The 17,206-nt window shown below is 39.7% G+C and carries 19 protein-coding genes and 1 other annotated feature; of the genes, 14 read left to right on the top strand and 5 right to left on the bottom strand.

Features of this window, described 5'->3' with window-relative positions:
- Complete coding sequence (minD, locus tag QNH48_RS23365) at positions 1-804, top strand: septum site-determining protein MinD (protein WP_095248793.1); 804 nt, start codon at positions 1-3, stop codon at positions 802-804.
- Positions 805-1,039: 235 nt separating this feature from the next.
- On the opposite strand, the gene QNH48_RS23360 is transcribed toward minD, so the two are convergent.
- The 3 genes from QNH48_RS23360 to QNH48_RS23350 all read right to left on the bottom strand — a co-directional run bounded on the left by QNH48_RS23360 (position 1,040) and on the right by QNH48_RS23350 (position 3,820).
- On the bottom strand, positions 1,040-1,483 hold the full coding sequence (locus QNH48_RS23360; RefSeq protein WP_283952197.1) for a hypothetical protein: 444 nt from the start codon (positions 1,481-1,483) through the stop codon (positions 1,040-1,042).
- A 29-nt stretch (positions 1,484-1,512) separates the two neighbouring features.
- Positions 1,513-1,893, bottom strand: a complete 381-nt coding sequence (gene speD, locus QNH48_RS23355) for an adenosylmethionine decarboxylase (protein WP_283952196.1) — start codon at positions 1,891-1,893, stop codon at positions 1,513-1,515.
- A 154-nt stretch (positions 1,894-2,047) separates the two neighbouring features.
- Positions 2,048-3,820 (bottom strand): spermine/spermidine synthase domain-containing protein, encoded by a 1,773-nt coding sequence (locus tag QNH48_RS23350; protein WP_283952195.1) that lies wholly within the window; start codon positions 3,818-3,820, stop codon positions 2,048-2,050.
- A gap of 172 nt (positions 3,821-3,992) precedes the next feature.
- Between QNH48_RS23350 and QNH48_RS23345 the strand changes: the two genes are divergently transcribed.
- The 10 genes from QNH48_RS23345 (at position 3,993) to pheA (ending at position 11,775) form a co-directional block, all read left to right on the top strand.
- Complete coding sequence (locus QNH48_RS23345) at positions 3,993-4,784, top strand: peptidoglycan DD-metalloendopeptidase family protein (protein ID WP_349655103.1); 792 nt, start codon at positions 3,993-3,995, stop codon at positions 4,782-4,784.
- Positions 4,777-5,643: a M50 family metallopeptidase gene (locus tag QNH48_RS23340; protein ID WP_283952194.1), complete on the top strand. Its 867-nt coding sequence runs from the start codon at positions 4,777-4,779 to the stop codon at positions 5,641-5,643. Before QNH48_RS23345 ends, QNH48_RS23340 begins: the two co-directional genes overlap by 8 nt.
- A gap of 45 nt (positions 5,644-5,688) precedes the next feature.
- Positions 5,689-7,149: an Rne/Rng family ribonuclease gene (locus QNH48_RS23335; protein WP_283952193.1), complete on the top strand. Its 1,461-nt coding sequence runs from the start codon at positions 5,689-5,691 to the stop codon at positions 7,147-7,149.
- A 48-nt stretch (positions 7,150-7,197) separates the two neighbouring features.
- Positions 7,198-7,279 (top strand) — a sequence feature (ribosomal protein L21 leader region).
- A 12-nt stretch (positions 7,280-7,291) separates the two neighbouring features.
- Positions 7,292-7,600, top strand: a complete 309-nt coding sequence (gene rplU / locus QNH48_RS23330) for a 50S ribosomal protein L21 (RefSeq protein ID WP_133367445.1) — start codon at positions 7,292-7,294, stop codon at positions 7,598-7,600.
- A gap of 15 nt (positions 7,601-7,615) precedes the next feature.
- Positions 7,616-7,945, top strand: coding sequence for a ribosomal-processing cysteine protease Prp (locus QNH48_RS23325; RefSeq protein ID WP_095248785.1), 330 nt, complete (start codon positions 7,616-7,618; stop codon positions 7,943-7,945).
- Between the two features lie 12 nt (positions 7,946-7,957).
- Positions 7,958-8,251 (top strand): 50S ribosomal protein L27, encoded by a 294-nt coding sequence (gene rpmA, locus QNH48_RS23320; protein ID WP_095248784.1) that lies wholly within the window; start codon positions 7,958-7,960, stop codon positions 8,249-8,251.
- 213 nt (positions 8,252-8,464) lie between these two features.
- Entirely contained in the window at positions 8,465-8,995 is a 531-nt protein-coding gene (locus tag QNH48_RS23315; protein ID WP_283952192.1) for a sporulation initiation phosphotransferase B, read from the top strand.
- Between the two features lie 43 nt (positions 8,996-9,038).
- Positions 9,039-10,328 (top strand): GTPase ObgE, encoded by a 1,290-nt coding sequence (gene obgE / locus QNH48_RS23310; RefSeq protein ID WP_095248782.1) that lies wholly within the window; start codon positions 9,039-9,041, stop codon positions 10,326-10,328.
- Between the two features lie 90 nt (positions 10,329-10,418).
- On the top strand, positions 10,419-10,874 hold the full coding sequence (locus tag QNH48_RS23305; protein WP_095248781.1) for an ACT domain-containing protein: 456 nt from the start codon (positions 10,419-10,421) through the stop codon (positions 10,872-10,874).
- A gap of 46 nt (positions 10,875-10,920) precedes the next feature.
- Positions 10,921-11,775 (top strand): prephenate dehydratase, encoded by an 855-nt coding sequence (gene pheA, locus QNH48_RS23300; protein WP_283952191.1) that lies wholly within the window; start codon positions 10,921-10,923, stop codon positions 11,773-11,775.
- 33 nt (positions 11,776-11,808) lie between these two features.
- Here pheA and QNH48_RS23295 read toward each other — a convergent pair whose 3' ends face one another.
- Both QNH48_RS23295 and QNH48_RS23290 read right to left on the bottom strand, forming a co-directional pair.
- Positions 11,809-12,348 carry a transcription repressor NadR gene (locus QNH48_RS23295; protein ID WP_283952190.1) on the bottom strand — a complete coding sequence of 180 codons (540 nt, stop codon included), beginning with the start codon at positions 12,346-12,348 and terminating at the stop codon, positions 11,809-11,811.
- Between the two features lie 44 nt (positions 12,349-12,392).
- On the bottom strand, positions 12,393-13,523 hold the full coding sequence (locus QNH48_RS23290) for an IscS subfamily cysteine desulfurase (protein WP_283952189.1): 1,131 nt from the start codon (positions 13,521-13,523) through the stop codon (positions 12,393-12,395).
- A gap of 119 nt (positions 13,524-13,642) precedes the next feature.
- On the opposite strand from QNH48_RS23290, the gene nadB reads away from it, so the two are divergent.
- From nadB to nadA, 3 genes are read left to right on the top strand one after another with little or no spacing between them, the layout of a single operon-like run.
- Positions 13,643-15,220 (top strand): L-aspartate oxidase, encoded by a 1,578-nt coding sequence (gene nadB / locus QNH48_RS23285; RefSeq protein ID WP_349655102.1) that lies wholly within the window; start codon positions 13,643-13,645, stop codon positions 15,218-15,220.
- Entirely contained in the window at positions 15,189-16,043 is an 855-nt protein-coding gene (gene nadC / locus QNH48_RS23280; protein WP_283952188.1) for a carboxylating nicotinate-nucleotide diphosphorylase, read from the top strand. Before nadB ends, nadC begins: the two co-directional genes overlap by 32 nt.
- Positions 16,040-17,137, top strand: coding sequence for a quinolinate synthase NadA (gene nadA / locus QNH48_RS23275; RefSeq protein WP_283952187.1), 1,098 nt, complete (start codon positions 16,040-16,042; stop codon positions 17,135-17,137). Before nadC ends, nadA begins: the two co-directional genes overlap by 4 nt.
- The last annotated feature ends 69 nt before the right edge of the window (positions 17,138-17,206 follow it).

The raw sequence follows: 17,206 nt of genomic DNA, 5'->3' as shown, positions 1-17,206 counted from the left end.
GTGGGAGAGGCAATAGTAATTACATCCGGTAAGGGCGGCGTCGGAAAAACCACGACTTCTGCTAATATAGGTACAGCATTGGCCCTTCAAGGAAAAAAAGTTTGTTTAGTAGATACAGATATTGGCCTTCGCAATTTAGATGTCGTAATGGGGCTGGAAAATCGAATTATTTACGATCTTGTGGATGTAGTAGAAGGTAGATGTAAAATCCACCAAGCTCTCGTAAAGGATAAGAGATTTGAAGATTTATTGTATTTGCTGCCAGCAGCGCAAACCGTTGATAAGTCAGCTGTTAAGCCAGAACAGATGCACAAACTAATTAATGAACTTAAGCAAGACTATGACTATATCATTATTGATTGCCCTGCAGGAATTGAGCAAGGCTTCCAAAACGCCATTGCCGGTGCAGATCGTGCGATTGTTGTTACCACACCTGAAGTATCAGCTGTCCGAGATGCTGATAGAATCATTGGACTTCTTGAAAAGGCTAAAACCGTTGAGGCACCTAAATTAGTGATTAACCGGATCAGAAATCATATGATGAAGAGCGGCGATATGCTGGATGTAGATGAAATTACCACACATTTATCCATTGAGTTAATTGGAATCGTCGCAGATGACGAAGAAGTCATAAAAGCATCTAACCACGGCGAACCGATTGCCTTGAATCCGAATAGTAAAGCGTCCATCGCTTACCGAAATATTGCTAGACGTATTCTAGGGGAATCCATTCCATTGCAGCCGTTAGAAGATAAAAACAAGAGTGTTTTTGGAAAAATTAAACAGTTCTTTGGTGTTAGATAATAAAAAAGCCTATCCACTCTGGTGTGGATAGGCTTTTTTATGTGGTAATTTGGTAATATATGTCTAATTGTCCAAAACCTTATAAAAATAGTCCAAACCATTATGAAAAAGGTCCAAAACCTCTTGGAAATAGTCCAAAACCACATGAAAAAGGTCCATAACCTCATGAAAAACGTCCAAATAGCAAGTGGACGAGCTTTTTTATCATCTGTAAGTTCTCCACGTGAATCTTTTATTATCCAAGTAAATGTACAGTAAGTGCGGCTCTATTATATCGTGGCAGTCTACCTCTAGGAGCATACGTATCAGCAATAAATATTCCAATTGCTTCCCCGGCATACAAGTAAGCCTGCACATTTATTCCTGTGACGGTGCTTATCCCGTTTGCCTCAAAGGTAGAACCAATCAGTGGGTCGGAACCATCAGGTAGACGGATAATGTTGAGCACCACCGATTGGTCTTCTTCCAGAATAACGGATACATCTGCTGTGATTTGATATACACCTGACTTGTAAACTGTAATTGAATTCGCGGCAATATCTGGTCTAGTATTTTGGTAGGGCCCTGCTATTGTAAAATCTATTAGGTTCCCAGTCGTAAGAGGAATAATTTTACCATCAGGGGTGTCTTGTTTATATAATGATCCATAGGTAAATGGCTTTACGTTTTTGGTTCTCATATATTTCCACCTTGGTTAAATAGGCAATATCAACTGCCTAATTCTTCACAATTGATCGATTGAGGATATGATACGCCTCGAGAAATGGAGTAGACCATGGCTTGCTTTGATGACAATTCTTTAATAAGAAATTCGATTTGGGGTGTTAGTTCTAGCGTGCCGCAAGTATAAAAATCTAATGACACGTACCTTTCTTCCGGCCAAGTATGAATCGATAGATGAGAAGTAGATAAAACCAGCACCCCTGTTACACCTTGTGGATGAAATTGGTGGAAGTAAGAGTATAAAATCTCCATATCTGCATCAAGAGCGGCTTTTTTACACATTTCTTCTAAAAAATTGATGTCATTTAAATGGGTAGAATTGCACTCAAAAGCATCGATGATAATATGTTTTCCTTCTTTCGTCAAAGTTGCATCATTCCCCTCCGTTTTCCTTTGTAAATTATGGTATGGGATTAACAAAAAATAAATTGTACGGTTGTCCTAGTTTTCTATAAATTAATATATTCATAATATCCAAAGGGGCTTTACTCCTTGAACGGAGTAGAGCCCTTTTAGAAAATCACCATCGGAGTTCATAATTATAAATTTCATGTAATTTAAGATTAGACAAGGTATTCATGTGTGAATTTTCCCGGACTGATCGGTACTTAGATGGAAAGACAAATAACTCTGATAGGTCTTCAGGAAGTGTTTGATATGGGACGGAAACCTTTTTGTGCATCATTTGCAGGTGTTTCTTTGATGCCAGGTGAAATCCCCAATCCCCGAATGAAGGAACATCGATATGGTAACTCCTGATATTCATCCCAGTCCCTTTAAGTGATAATCCGATGCTCCAGTATAAGAAGGGTGCATACTCTGGTGAATGAGATTGACAGACTAGAATGCCGTCTTCACTTAGAAGATTGGATAATTGGCTAAAGAATTCTACCGTATACAATCGGCTCAACATTTTATCGCCTGGATCTGGCAAGTCCACAATGATAACATCAAAGAGTTCCTTTTGTTCTTTTTGAAATACCTGGATATCCTTTTGGTGCAAGGATACTCGCTTATCATGGAGAGCGCGTTTGTTTAAGGAAGATACCTTGTGTATATTTCGTGCTATATGATTCATCAATGGGTCGAGGTCGACTAAGTCTATATGCTTCACATCAGGGTATTTAAGAACCTCACGAATGGCAAACCCATCCCCACCACCTGCAATTAGGACTCGGTCTCTTTTTTGAACCATGGAAAGGGCTGGATGAACAAGAGCCTCATGGTAGAATTGTTCATCTAACGAACTAAATTGAAGCTGCTTATCTAAATATAGCCGCACATCGCATGTCTCCAAAACTTTTACAGTATCCCCTCGTTTTCCTCCATCATAAAGTAAACGGTGAGAATTGGAGAGCAGATGTCGAAGTTCTTTTATGTCATCCGAGTCTTGCTCTTTATTTTTTAGGATTTCATATAGGCGCATCGAATTTACTGTGTTGATAACGGCTTGATTCTTAACCGACTTCACCTGCTGCGAAAAAGTAAACCATTTTTTTAGATTTTCAGGGAGTGATCGGTTATGGACATCTATCTTTTTCTGGCTATTCCATATTAAGTGTTTTTTTCCGGCAATATGAAATCCACAATCTCCAAACCACGGGACAATAACATGATAGTTGAGGGTATGAAGGGATGCACTATTAATGGTTTTATCGATACTCCAGAAAACCAATGGAGTATCTTTAGGTGAAGCGGAATTGGTAACCAATATTCCGTCATTGGTTAGAAGGTTGGACAATTTTTTGAAAAATTCTCTTGTAAACATCGTGCTTAGTTCCTTGGTTTCCGGCTCAAGAAAGTTGGCGATGATGACATCAAACTTGTGATTTTCTGTCCTGAGGAAATCATGAATGCTGTTCTGGAAGATATGAACGCGTTTATCGGAAAAAGCACCTTCGTTAATCTCAGAAATTTCATGAGTTTTCTGGGCAGCTATAAGGGTTTCGCCTGATAGGGGTACTAAACTAACGTGGCTGACTTCTGGATATTTGAGGGCTTCGCGCAATGCCATTCCGCATTCATCACCGATAATTAATACCCGTTTGTGTTTGTCTGACAATAACATGGCCGGATGCACAAGAGCTTCATGATAAATCCGTTCATCCAAGCTATTCCAAACCAATTCCTCATTCCAGTATAAACGTATATTTTTCGTTTCTATCAAGAGCACGTCCTGGTATGGACTTTTCCCCTCAAAAATTATTTTGTGAGGTCCCATTAATAATTGCTGTAACTCAATTAGATCGTAAACATCACCACGAAAAGTCTCATGTTTGTCACTGGTTGACAAAATTATTCACCTCTATTTATTAACTTACAGCCATTATATGGATAAGCAATTAAAGTGTGTGGCTTATCCACAAATCTATAAAGCCAAAATCTTTTAAAAGTTTCCCCAAAAGTCATACTCTGTAGGACAACCACATAGAATTGTACAAAAAGCTGTCTAAAGGTTGGTGGGTATGATGCGGTCTACTCCTGAAGAAATACGACGACGAATCGCAAAGCGAAAAAGAGAAAATGGTGGTTCATCAGGAAAAGGTCCTGAAAGAGAAATAAGTTGGCCGGGGGACGATGAAAAATATGGATTTAACAATTTTTCCTCCTATGACCCAGGTAAGGATGATGCCATACATCCTTTATTTAAAAAGGAAGTTTTCATCTTTAAGATCTTGGCTTCCGCTGTTTTATTTCTCGTGATTGCCATAATGTTTCGAGAAAACACAGCAACCTTTGCTCCTGCGAAGGATTTTGTGATGAAGACAATGGAGCAGGATTTTAAATTTGCCACAGTATCAAAATGGTACGAAGATCAATTCGGAAAACCATTAGCACTGCTGCCTTTCTCGGAGGAAGGAAAAGAAGAGGGGAAAAACGTAGTTGAGAAAGATCAAGATATACCTGTATTCTCAGGGAAAGTCCTTGAAAATTTCGAGAAAAATGGACAGGGTATTATGATTGAAACAACAAAAGGCGCTACCGTTGAAGCGATGAAAGAGGGAAATGTCATGTTTGCGGGTGTGAAGGAAGATACGGGTAAAACGGTCATTATCCAGCATGCAGACCAAACGCAGTCCACCTATGGTAATCTCGATGACATTAAGGTTAGTTTATACGAGTTTATTGAAACAGAAACTGTCGTGGGAACAGCCTCAGAATCTACGGGTGAAGACAAAACGAAGGGAAGGTATTATTTTTCTATAAAAAAAGGCGATGATTTTATCGACCCGATACAGGTGATACGCTTTGAATAGAGTCATCTATTTATTACAACATGTATATATCCATCCCTTGTTATGGATTGTCATCGCGATATCAATTGCCACAGCACATTTCCTCGAGCTCTGCCTGTTAATCGCCATCATTTTTGTTCACGAAATGGGGCATGCTGCTGCGGCTTCTTTTTTTTCTTGGAGAATTAAAAAAATCACCCTCCTCCCCTTTGGAGGGGTCGCTGAAATGGAGGAGCACGGTAATCGGCCATTAAAGGAAGAGGCTATAGTCGTGCTTGCAGGTCCTATTCAGCACATCTGGATGGTAGCAGTAGCTTACGCACTATTTTCCTTTGATTTAATGTCTGGGGATTTGTTTCAATTATTTATCAACTACAACATTATGATCTTTATCTTCAATATGTTTCCAGTCTGGCCGCTAGATGGCGGAAAGCTTATTTTTATGCTTCTTTCCTTGAAAAAATCGTTTCCCATAGCACACCGGTTAACACTAATTATTTCTTTTTTTAGCGTTGGAATCTTTTCGGTGGTGACACTCCTAGCCGCTCCGAAGCAAATAAATGTCTGGATAATCGTAGGATTTTTACTGTTTTCTCTATACCATGAGTGGAAACAGCGCCGATATATTTTTATGAGGTTTTTACTCGAGCGTTACTATGGGAAAAAGAGTGATCTCCAAGCTCTGAAACCAATTCAGGCCGATGAGCAAGACTTGCTAATAGATGTTTTGGAAAAATTTCAACGAGGCTGCAAGCACCCGATTATCATCGAGAGTGATGGTAAAGAAAAAGGGATGTTAGACGAAAATGAACTACTACATGCCTATTTTACTGAAAAACGGTTAACTGATAAAATTAGTGACCTTCTCTTTTCTTACTAATTAGGTATAATAGAGTCAATTAGCAAGAAAAGTGAGGATGTTGGTTTGGAAAAGTTAATTGTAAATGCAGTGTCGAGAGAAAAGAGATTTGCTTTTGTTCATGATAATACAGTTGAAGAGATTATTTTTGACCGACCAGAGCAGCGATCTTTGGTCGGTAATATTTATTATGGGACCGTAACCAAGGTTCTGAAGGGTATGAACGCGGCATTTATCGATATTGGCGAGGAGAAAAATGCCTATTTGCATCGCGATGTACTTGCTTCATTTGTATTATCCCCTGAACGCAGTATCGATAAAGAGAAGAAAAGTGTATCATCCTTTGTGCATCAGGGAGAAAAGTTAATAGTGCAAGTGGATAAGGATGCGACTGGAGTTAAAGGGGCAAGAGTCACAGGGATTATTGAGCTAACTGGAGACAACCTTATTTATATGCCACAAGGACGCTATGTGGCAGTTTCTAAAAAAATTGTAGATGAAAAGGAAAATCTCCGTAGTGTTGGCATGAAATTAAAGAGGGAAGATGAAGGACTAATTTTTCGAACAACCAGTACTTCCGCAACCCAAGAGCAAATGGAGAATGAACTAAACAGCTTACGAAGACAGTATACAGAACTATTGGAAAAAGCTGCATCTCTTAAAAAGCCTGGGGTACTATTTCAAAAAGATACCTTTACACAACTAGTTCTTGATTCGATTACTGGGATGGCATCTGGTGAAGTAATTATTGATGATCTTTCCTTAAAAAAATTAATACAATCAAGAAATCCTAATCTAAGAATTACCTATTATAATGGAAAAGAAAATATATTCGCACACCATCGAATTGAGCATGAAATTGACAAAGCACTTAAGAGAATTGTCTGGCTCGACAATGGAGCCTATTTAATTTTTGACGAGACGGAAGCCTTAACGATTATTGACGTCAATACGGGGAAGTTTTCCGGTAAAAACGATTATCAGGATACTGTGGTAAAAACAAATACACTTGCGGCCATCGAAATTGCCCGCCAGCTAAAGCTACGCGATATCGGCGGGATTGTCCTGATAGACTTTATTAATATGCAAAATGAAAAAGAAAAACGTTACATCCAAGAAACGATAGAGAAAGAATTTCAGAAGGACAGTACTAGGACTAAGATAATTGGTTTTACAACGCTTGGAATCCTGCAGCTGACCAGGAAGAAAACTAAGGTCTCACTTTCAGAAGCCCTTCAGGAAAAATGTCCTGTTTGCGTTGGGACAGGAAGAATCTTAAGTGCAGAGACGATAGCATTCCGCCTAGAACGTGAGTTATTAGAAAACCGCAATTCAGATGCTGAAGCGGTATTAGTTGAAACAACACAAGCTGTAAAAGATGAACTTGCACCACATCTTGATATGTTAGAAGTATGGCTGAAATTCAAAGTGTATTTTTTAATCCAGTCATCTGTCTCTCATTACTATGTAGTAAAACAATTTGGGAATCATGCCGAGATAGCACAAAAAGCTGGCGAACCCTATTGACACTAACGCCTATATCATGATAAAATTTTCAATGTTATGTTTGTAGCACCCGTGCTACAACCGCACAGGACAGGTATTAAGCTGGATGCTTATGCATTTGCGCCTGTATATGGCGAGTCTGAGTTTATAAGGAGGTGCAGTTATGTACGCAATTATCGAAACAGGTGGTAAGCAAATCAAAGTTGAAGCTGGTCAAGCTATCTACATTGAAAAGCTTAACGCTGAAGCAGGATCAACAGTTACATTTGATAAGGTTCTTTTTGTTGGCGGTGAAAATGTAAAAGTAGGAAGCCCATTAGTGGCAGGTGCTACTGTTACAGCTAAAGTTGAAAAACAAGGTCGCGCTAAGAAAATCATCGTTTTCAAATACAAAGCGAAGAAAAACAACCGTAAAAAGCAAGGTCATCGTCAGCCATACACTAAAGTTGTGATTGAAGCAATCAACGCGTAAGGTGTTGGTCAATAGATGATATCTATTACAATTAATCGTACTGAATCCGAATCGATTCAATCATTTGAGATAAGTGGTCATGCATTTTTCGCTGACCGGGGAAAGGATATCGTCTGTGCAGGCGCATCCGCAGTATCCGTCGGCGCAATCAATGCGGTGCACGCCTTAACTGGTGTCACTCCAGAGATTGAGCATGGAGATGGCTTTCTCCGCTGTGTTGTTCCAGAAAAACTTACGGAAGACATAAATGAGAAAGTACAACTCCTTCTAGAAGGTATGATCGTTTCACTACGGACGATTGAAGAAGAGTACGGGAAGCACATAAAAATTACCTTCAAAAAGTAGGAGGTGGAATAAATGTTATTAAAATTAGATCTTCAGTTGTTTGCATCTAAAAAGGGAGTAGGTTCGACTAGAAACGGTCGTGACTCTCAAGCAAAACGCCTTGGCGCTAAGCGTGCAGATGGTCAATTCGTATCTGGTGGTTCAATCCTTTACCGTCAACGCGGTACAAAGATTTACCCAGGTGAAAACGTAGGCCGTGGCGGAGACGACACTCTTTTTGCAAAAATCGACGGCGTTGTGAAATTCGAACGTTTTGGTCGTGACCGTAAAAAAGTGAGCGTTTATCCAGTAGCTCAAGAAGCGTAAGCTTTCAGCGAAAACTCTAACCTGATTGGTTAGAGTTTTCTTTTTTAACTATATAGGAAAAAATATCCAATAATAAACTCTAATTTGACCTCCAAGGAAAAGCCTCATAATACCTCAATTGGAAAACATTCACGCAAAATTGCTTACTCATGTGAACTTTTTTGATATACTAACATCAAATAGTTTTACGAGACCCTAGCTAGGAGTGCGATTATGGACAAAGAATGGGATATCGTTGAAGTGCTGCGGCACTCACGGCATGATTGGCTGAATAGGCTGCAGTTAATCAAAGGCAACTTGGATTTAAATAGAATTGACCGGGCAAAAGCATATATAAATGAAATTGTAATTGAGGCACAGCATGAGTCAAACCTCTCTAATTTTCACTTGCCAAGGTTTTCTTCCTTGCTCTTAAAATCAAATTGGGAAAATCATTTGTTTCAGCTAGAATATGAGGTCCTTACTGACTTTCAAGCTGTGAAAACAAATGATGAAATTCTGTCAAATTGGACAAAGTCCTTCTTTATTTGCTTAGATCAAGCGATTGAGGCATTTCAGGAAAATCATTTATCAATAACAATTCAACCGCAATCAGAAGGAGTTCGTTTCTTTTTTGATTTTAGCGGAATAATAATAAAAAAAGAACTGATTGAACAATTCCTGAACTCCTCTGAAATACAGTGTGTAGTTAAGGAATTCTCAGAAAACGAATTGGGTTTAGAAGTCTTTATGTCGATGGTATAAGCTTGTATTCCATTCGTTTATCAGTCAAATCAGGAGGATTCACATGTTTGTCGATCAAACGAAGATATACGTAAAAGGTGGAGACGGCGGTAATGGAATGGTCGCGTTTCGCCGTGAAAAATATGTACCAATGGGCGGACCTGCTGGCGGAGACGGTGGTAAAGGTGCCAATGTTGTTTTTGAAGTAAATGAGGGTTTGCGTACGTTAATGGATTTCCGTTATCAACGCCATTGGAAAGCCCCGCGTGGTGAGCATGGCATGTCCAAAAATCAGCACGGTAAAAATGCGAAGGATATGATTGTTAAGGTACCACCAGGCACAGTCGTTATGGATGCAGAAACAAAAGAGGTCATTGCCGATCTTGTTGAGAATGGTCAACGTGCCGTTATTGCTAAAGGTGGACGAGGTGGAAGAGGAAATTCCCGTTTCGCGACACCTTCAAATCCTGCGCCAGAGCTTGCTGAAAATGGCGAACCAGGCCAAGAACGAGATGTTATTCTGGAATTAAAGCTGCTTGCTGACGTTGGACTTGTTGGATTCCCTAGTGTTGGAAAATCAACTTTATTATCAGTCGTTTCTTCAGCAAAGCCAAAAATCGCTGAGTATCATTTCACTACGATTGTTCCAAACCTAGGAATGGTTGAAACAGAAGATAACAGAAGTTTTGTAATGGCAGACCTTCCAGGGCTGATTGAAGGTGCAAGTGAAGGTGTTGGACTTGGCCATCAATTCTTAAGGCATATAGAACGGACACGAGTAATCGTTCATGTCATTGATATGGCTGCAATAGAAGGCCGCGATCCTTATGAGGATTATCTAACCATCAATAAAGAGTTAGAAGAATATAATCTCCGCTTAACCGAGCGTCCACAAATTATTGTTGCCAATAAAATGGACATGCCGGATGCGGAAGAGAATCTGAAAAAGTTTAAAGAGCAGCTTGAAGAGGATTTCCCGATCTTCCCGATCTCTGCGCTTTCAAGAAAAGGCTTGAGAGAGCTATTATTTGCAATTGCAGACAAAATCGAGCAAACTCCAGAATTTCCTCTTGATCATGAAGAAGAAGATACAGGTGTTAATCGAGTTCTTTACAAGCATGAGGCAGATCCTGAGGCCTTCTATATTACAAGAGAACCAGATGGAGCGTTTGTAATTTCAGGTGAAAAAGTTGAAAAACTGTTTAAGATGACCAATTTCCAAACAGAAGAATCTGTTCGCCGTTTTTCAAGACAGCTTCGTGGTCTAGGGGTAGACGAGGCCTTAAGGAAAAAAGGTGCAAAAGATGGGGATACTGTTAAATTATTAGAATTCGAATTTGAATTTGTTGAATAGGGAATAAAAGGAATTTGGGGAATTCTAGCTGAAGCGCCCAGGTACGTCTCAAATGGGCGCTTAGGCTTTTGGATCAGGTGGGGTATAGAGATGAAAAATGAAAAATTTGATAAGAAATTTTATTTAATAAGAGAAGACGTCTTGCCTGAAGCCATGAAGAAAACACTTGATGTAAAAGAAATGCTGGAGAGGGGCAAGGCAGAGTCTATTTGGGATGCGGTTCAACAGGTGGACTTAAGCAGAAGTGCCTATTACAAATACAGGGATACTGTATTTCCTTTTTCAACAGTGGTAAAGGAACGATTAGTAACACTGTTTTTCCATCTCGAAGATCGTTCAGGAACATTGTCTAAGCTGCTGGGTGTAGTTGCTTCTTCTGGCTGCAATGTGTTGACGATCCATCAAACTATACCGCTGCAAGGAAGAGCAAATGTTACACTTTCGCTAAACACCACCGATATTTCTACGGATATAGATGAGCTGCTCTCGGAATTACGCAAGCTTGAATTTGTAGAAAAAGTAGAAGTGCTTGGAACAGGTGCATAAAGAATAGCAGCTCAAGAGAGATTTTTGTTAGGGAGTGTGAGAAATCATGAAAATTGGTTTTTTAGGACCAAAGGCAACTTTCACTGAATTAGCAGTGAAGAAGGTTTTTCGTGGATTTGAACTTGAACCGTATCGAACGATTCCTGAATCCATGGATGCAGTTGTCAGTGAAAAAGTAGACCTTGCGGTTGTTCCAATTGAAAATACCCTCGAAGGAACAGTAAATATAACAATAGATTACTTAACCCATGTGGTTCAATTGCCGATTGTTGGAGAAATTACCATTCCGATCAAGCAACATTTAATGGTGCACCCTGATAATCGAGAAAATTGGCAGAATGTTCAGAAGGTGTACAGTCACTCACATGCGATTGCCCAATGCCATAAATTTTTACATACTCAGTTTCACGGCACTCCTCATGAGAGCATCAGTTCCACGGCTGCTGCAGCGAAAATGGTGATGGACCACCCTGAATTGAATGTTGCCGCCATAGCAAATGAATTGGCTGCAGAAGAATATGGATTGTCGATTGTACAACGTAATATTCATGACTTTGATCATAACCATACCCGCTTTTTCGTTTTATCAGAAAAGGGGCTGGATTTTGAGGAGCTTAGCGGTTCATCCCATTACAAAACAACCCTGATGGTCACACTTCCAACCGATAAAGCCGGAACGCTGCATATGGTTCTATCTGCTTTTGCTTGGAGAAAAATAAACCTGTCTAAGATTGAATCAAGACCGATGAAAACTGGAATAGGTAATTATTTTTTCATTATTGATTTGGAAATGAAGCTGGACGAGGTATTGATACCAGGCGCAATGGCAGAGCTTGAAGCACTAGGCTGCGGGGTTACATTACTAGGAAGCTACCCATCTAAAATGGTTGAATTAAACTAAAGTACCGGGCATATGCTCGGTACTTTTTCGTATTTAGTATTCAATTAAAAAGCCAGCTTCTTTCAAAGCAACTTCAGCTTTGTCCAAGGTTTGCACCGTGGATGCCGCAATTGTATGGAGGTGAATGCCTCCTGTTAACTCCGAAAGTAACGAGGCCTTTGTCGTTTGGATGTTAGCCATAAATTGTTTGACCTCTTGGCGATTGGATACCATAATAGACGCAGTTAAATCTCCGTAGACAGCATGTTCAACTTTTACATCCTTTACCAATACACCATGATCGACGAGTAAATTCAGCTCTTTTTCCGTGTCGTCTGGTATGTGCCTGCAGGCGATGGTCCGTTCGAATAATGGTGCGCCTGTGTTTTGCTTAAAATACAAATAGCCTTGGCTTGTTGCGATGATCGGCTCCTCTTTTGCTTTCAGGAGCGTAATATCCCCGACAATGACCTGTCTGCTTACATTTGTTCTTGTTGCTAACTCACTTCCTTTAAGCGGCACAGGACTGTCCTTAAGCAGCTCTAAAATGAAAGCTCTCCTTTCATCGCCTAATATTTTTTTTTGCTCAGCCATATTTACCTCCTAGGTGTTCCTATTTCTATATTCTAGCACAGTTTCTATAGTTTAAATTTATTTACGATACCTACAATAGTTTCTCCAAGCTTAATTACATCTTCCCTCTTGGTTGAAGTTCCAAACGAAATTCGGATAAATTCCTTTGCCTCTTGTGGGCTTAATCCTAATGCTTGTGTCACTTTAGCTGGAGACTGCATGCCAATTTGACAGGCACTTCCGGTTGAAATCGCGTACCCATATCGATTACATTCTAACATCATCCATTGGCCCTCTATCCCAGAAATCCGCAAACCTATTATTGAAGGTAATTGTGACACAGACTCCGCCTGATGGACATGTACATAGTCCTTAATAGGCTTAAGCGAATCCATAAAAGCAGCTCGTAGCTCTAAATATTTATCATGATTCTTCCCCATCTGGTCATTTATTTTTTGAGCCGCCGCCGTCATCGCTGCAATTCCCGGGACATTCAAAGTTCCTGGTCTAAATCCTTTTTCATGTGAGCCGCCTGGAAAAAATGCTTTCCAGGAAATAGCTGGGTCTACATAAACAGCGCCAACCCCTTTTGGACCATAAATTTTATGGCCAGAGAACGAAAAACTGCTAACGAGCTGGGGAATATTTCGCAAATTAATTTTACCAAAAGATTGAACAAAATCGCTGTGAAAATGGATGTCATGCTCCAGACAAATTCGCCCTATTTCTTCAATTGGCTGAATGGTTCCAATCTCCGAATTAACATGCTGTACGGTCACTAAAATGGTTTCCGGAGTAATGATGCGCTCCAATTCTTCAACATCAATAAGACCGGAAGAATTAAGGGGTAAAAAGGTAATATTGTAACCATCTAGCCTGTTGAGAACTCCATGGATAGAAGAGTGCTCAGCCAATCCAGCAATAATGTGCTTTCCAGTTTTTTTAGGAGCCGATAATAACGCCTCAATGGCTAGGAAATTCCCCTCAGAACCACCACTTGTAAAGTACAGCCCTTTTTTATTAATACCTAAAAGATTTGCCAGTTCTTCACGGCAATTCTCTAGTAAGTCCTGTGACTGTCCTCCGATATCATGGAGAGAGCTGGAATTCCCAAAATACTCAGTTGAAGCCTGTACAAACACCTCTGCAGCTTCAGGTTCTAACGGAGTGGTGGCAGCAAAATCAAAATATATCATAGTAATCTCCAATATTAGTATTTTTGAATATGGATAGCTGACGCTAAAAAAATTTCTTGTATTTAGTTTAATTCTATGTAAATATAGATGTCAAGACACCTGTTAATCCAGGAGGCAATATGATGACAAATAATGATGTATTAATTTTAGGAAGTGGGATTGCTGCCCTGCAGTTAGCCTCGCTTTTAAATAAGGATTTAAATGTGAGGATACTCACAAAGGGAAAAGTTAGAACAGCGAATTCTTATCTGGCTCAAGGCGGTATTGCTGCGGCTATTGGCGAGCATGATCATCCTGCTAAACATATTGCTGATACGCTTGAAGCGGGAAGTTATCACAATCATCAAGGAGCAGTCGAACAAATCATTCATGCTGCACCTGGGCTAATTAAGTTCATTTCTGAACAAGAATCTGTTTTTGATAAAAATCCAAACGGTGAATTGCTTTTAGGGATGGAAGGGGCACATAGCGAAAAGCGAATTGTTCATGGCGGCGGAGACGCGACAGGTAAAAACGTGGTTGAGTTTCTTATCAGCAGGCTGAAGGATAATGTCACCATTGATGAGGATGTATTTGCATATGAATTATTGATGGATTCCAAGAATCGCTGCATTGGTGTAAAAGCAAAGGAACAAGATGGCACAATAAAGTACTACTACAGCACTAATACCATTCTAGCAACGGGCGGTTGTGGACAATTATTCACCTATACTTCAAATGCCCCAACAGTCAACGGCGATGGAATCGCAATGGCCTATCGAGCAGGAGCTGAGATTGTTGATATGGAGTTTATTCAATTCCATCCAACACTACTATATCTTAATGGTGAAACAAAAGGGTTAATTTCAGAAGCGGTTCGCGGCGAAGGTGCCATCCTTGTTACCGATGACGGCAGCCCAATCATGGAAGGTGTACATCCGCTTAAAGACCTTGCACCAAGGCATGTTGTTTCGCAGAAAATCTATGAATATCTTAATAATGGCTGCAATGTATATTTAGATATTAGTAATATAGAAAACTTTAAGGAACGTTTTCCTTCGATTACCTCCATTTGCGAGGAAAATGGACTTCAGTTATCAGAGGGAAGAATTCCGGTGGCACCCGGCAGTCATTTTTTAATGGGTGGAGTCAAAACAGATTTAACAGGACGAACTTCAATAAATGGATTATACGCGATCGGTGAAGCTGCCTGTACAGGTTTGCACGGTGCTAACCGTCTGGCAAGTAATTCTTTATTAGAAGGTTTATATATGGGAGAAAAGTTATCCACATGGTTAAATGAGTCAGCATCCGAAGAAGTCCATGGTAAAGTACACACTGCTCCTTTTATTCCAAAAGAAAAAGTTATCTTACCAGACATCCAGCAAATAAAGGATTGTATGATGGAGCGGGTTGGAATTGTTCGAGTAGCTGTTAATCTTCAAAAACAAAAAGCTTGGTTAAATCGTTTTAATGTCCTCCAAATCGATAATCTTGACGCCTATTCTTTTGAAGAGATGACAAAGATTTTCATGCTTATCACAGCGAATTTAATTACTGAATCTGCTTTGAAGCGAACAGAAAGCCGTGGCGGTCATTATCGAAGTGATTACCCAGTGGAAGATAACCTACATTGGTTAAATAGGACCATTACTCATACAAATAGCCAGGAAATGGAGAGAAACCATGAACATATTGAAACTGCGCTCGCTACTTGAGCAATTTTTTATTGAAGATATTGGGGAACAGGATATTACATCCGATTTAATTTTTGCCGATGATACAAAAGGGGAAATTGTTTTTCTTTCAAAGGATAATGGAATATTCTGCGGAGAAGAGATTATTAAAACGGGTTTTAAGCTTTTAAATAATGATATTGAAACAAAGGTCTTTGTAAAAGATGGCCAGAACATTGAATACGGCCAAAAGCTTGCAACAGCCTCTGGGAGAATATCTGATTTGCTAAAAGGGGAAAGAGTGGTTCTTAACCTAATCCAAAGAATGAGTGGAATTGCTACGCTGACCCGAGAAGCTGTTTCAACACTTGACAGTGGTCATACCAAAATATGTGATACCCGTAAAACGACACCCGGTTTAAGAATGCTTGAAAAGTATGCCGTTACCAAGGGTGGGGGCTACAATCATCGTTTCGGCTTATACGATGGAATCATGATTAAAGATAATCATATTTCTTTTGCCGGCTCTATTTCACATGCAGTTGAAACGGTACGTGCAAAAGCTGGTCATATGGTGAAGGTGGAAGTCGAAGTTGAAACGGAAGCTCAGGTTAAGGAAGCTGTCAGTGCGGGTGCCGATGTGATTATGTTTGATAATCGTACTCCAGATGAAATTAAAGAACTAATTAAGTTAGTTCCAGCAGGTTTCATTACAGAAGCTTCTGGGGGTATTCAATTGTCCAATTTAGCTGGTTATCGTGATACAGGGGTTGACTATATTTCATTAGGAGCCTTAACACATTCCTATAAAGCACTTGATATAAGCGTCAAAGTTCTCTGGAGCAAAGGGGAGGAATTAAGATGAGTATTTTAGCGGCCATGCAAAAAAATAAGATGATTCCTGAAAAATACAAACAAATGTCAAAGGAAGAGTTAGAAGCTAGAGTAATCGAAGTGAAAAACAAATTAGGCTCAAAACTTTTTATTCCAGGACATCATTATCAAAAAGATGAAGTCATCCAGTTTGCTGATGCAACAGGTGATTCTTTAAAACTTGCTCAATTATCAGCTGAAAATAAAGACGCAGAATTTATTGTTTTCTGCGGCGTGCATTTCATGGCGGAAACGGCAGATATTCTAACAGATGAAAACCAAAAGGTTATTCTCCCAGATATGCGTGCAGGCTGCTCAATGGCAGACATGGCAGACCTTGAGCAGACTGAAAAAGCATGGGAAATCCTTCAGGGAGTCTTTGGTGATAGTATTCTTCCATTAACTTATGTTAACTCTACGGCTGCGATTAAATCATTTGTTGGCGCTCATGGCGGTGCGTGCGTAACCTCTTCTAATGCAGAGACAATGGTAAAGTGGGCGTTCACCCAAAAAGAACGGATTTTATTTTTACCGGATCAGCACTTAGGTCGAAATACCGCTTATGACTTGGGTATTGGTTTAGATGAGATGGCTGTTTGGAATCCAATTACCAATAAACTTGAATACGAAGGAGATACTTCAAAAATAAAAGTTATTCTTTGGAAAGGGCATTGTTCGGTCCATGAAAACTTTACGGTTCGGAATATCCATGATACACGCAGTCAATATCCGAACATGACGATTATTGTTCATCCTGAGTGCCGTCGTGAAGTCGTGGAATTATCTGATATGGCTGGTTCAACAAGTTATATTATTCATGCGATTGAAAAAGCGGAGTCAGGTTCTGAGTGGGCGATTGGAACCGAGATGAATCTCGTCAATCGTCTAATTAACAATCATCCTGATAAGAAAATTATCTCCCTAAATCCGCAAATGTGTCCTTGTTTAACCATGAATCGAATCGACTTGCCGCATTTAGTCTGGAGCTTAGATACACTTGAAAATACAAATAACACGATTAAAGTAGCTCCGGAAATTGCCGAAAATGCAAAATTAGCGCTTGATCGTATGTTACAAAACGCATAATGATAAGGTAGATGCAATTTTTAAAAATTGCATCTATTTTTATATTTGAAGGGTTGATTCATATTTTGC

The organism is Neobacillus sp. YX16 (assembly GCF_030123505.1).
Taxonomy (GTDB): domain Bacteria; phylum Bacillota; class Bacilli; order Bacillales; family Cytobacillaceae; genus Neobacillus.
The sequence above is the reverse complement of the archived record's forward strand: the minus strand, read 5'-3'. Positions and strand labels throughout refer to the sequence as shown.

Coding starts and splice junctions, on each gene's coding strand:
- QNH48_RS23360 (WP_283952197.1), bottom strand. CDS start 1,483: ATGAGAACCAAAAACGTAAAGCCATTTACCTATGGATCATTATATAAA.
- QNH48_RS23345 (WP_349655103.1), top strand. CDS start 3,993: ATGATGCGGTCTACTCCTGAAGAAATACGACGACGAATCGCAAAGCGA.
- rplU (WP_133367445.1), top strand. CDS start 7,292: ATGTACGCAATTATCGAAACAGGTGGTAAGCAAATCAAAGTTGAAGCT.
- QNH48_RS23325 (WP_095248785.1), top strand. CDS start 7,616: ATGATATCTATTACAATTAATCGTACTGAATCCGAATCGATTCAATCA.
- rpmA (WP_095248784.1), top strand. CDS start 7,958: ATGTTATTAAAATTAGATCTTCAGTTGTTTGCATCTAAAAAGGGAGTA.
- QNH48_RS23315 (WP_283952192.1), top strand. CDS start 8,465: ATGGACAAAGAATGGGATATCGTTGAAGTGCTGCGGCACTCACGGCAT.
- obgE (WP_095248782.1), top strand. CDS start 9,039: ATGTTTGTCGATCAAACGAAGATATACGTAAAAGGTGGAGACGGCGGT.
- QNH48_RS23305 (WP_095248781.1), top strand. CDS start 10,419: ATGAAAAATGAAAAATTTGATAAGAAATTTTATTTAATAAGAGAAGAC.
- pheA (WP_283952191.1), top strand. CDS start 10,921: ATGAAAATTGGTTTTTTAGGACCAAAGGCAACTTTCACTGAATTAGCA.
- QNH48_RS23295 (WP_283952190.1), bottom strand. CDS start 12,348: ATGGCTGAGCAAAAAAAAATATTAGGCGATGAAAGGAGAGCTTTCATT.
- QNH48_RS23290 (WP_283952189.1), bottom strand. CDS start 13,523: ATGATATATTTTGATTTTGCTGCCACCACTCCGTTAGAACCTGAAGCT.
- nadB (WP_349655102.1), top strand. CDS start 13,643: ATGATGACAAATAATGATGTATTAATTTTAGGAAGTGGGATTGCTGCC.
- nadC (WP_283952188.1), top strand. CDS start 15,189: ATGAACATATTGAAACTGCGCTCGCTACTTGAGCAATTTTTTATTGAA.
- nadA (WP_283952187.1), top strand. CDS start 16,040: ATGAGTATTTTAGCGGCCATGCAAAAAAATAAGATGATTCCTGAAAAA.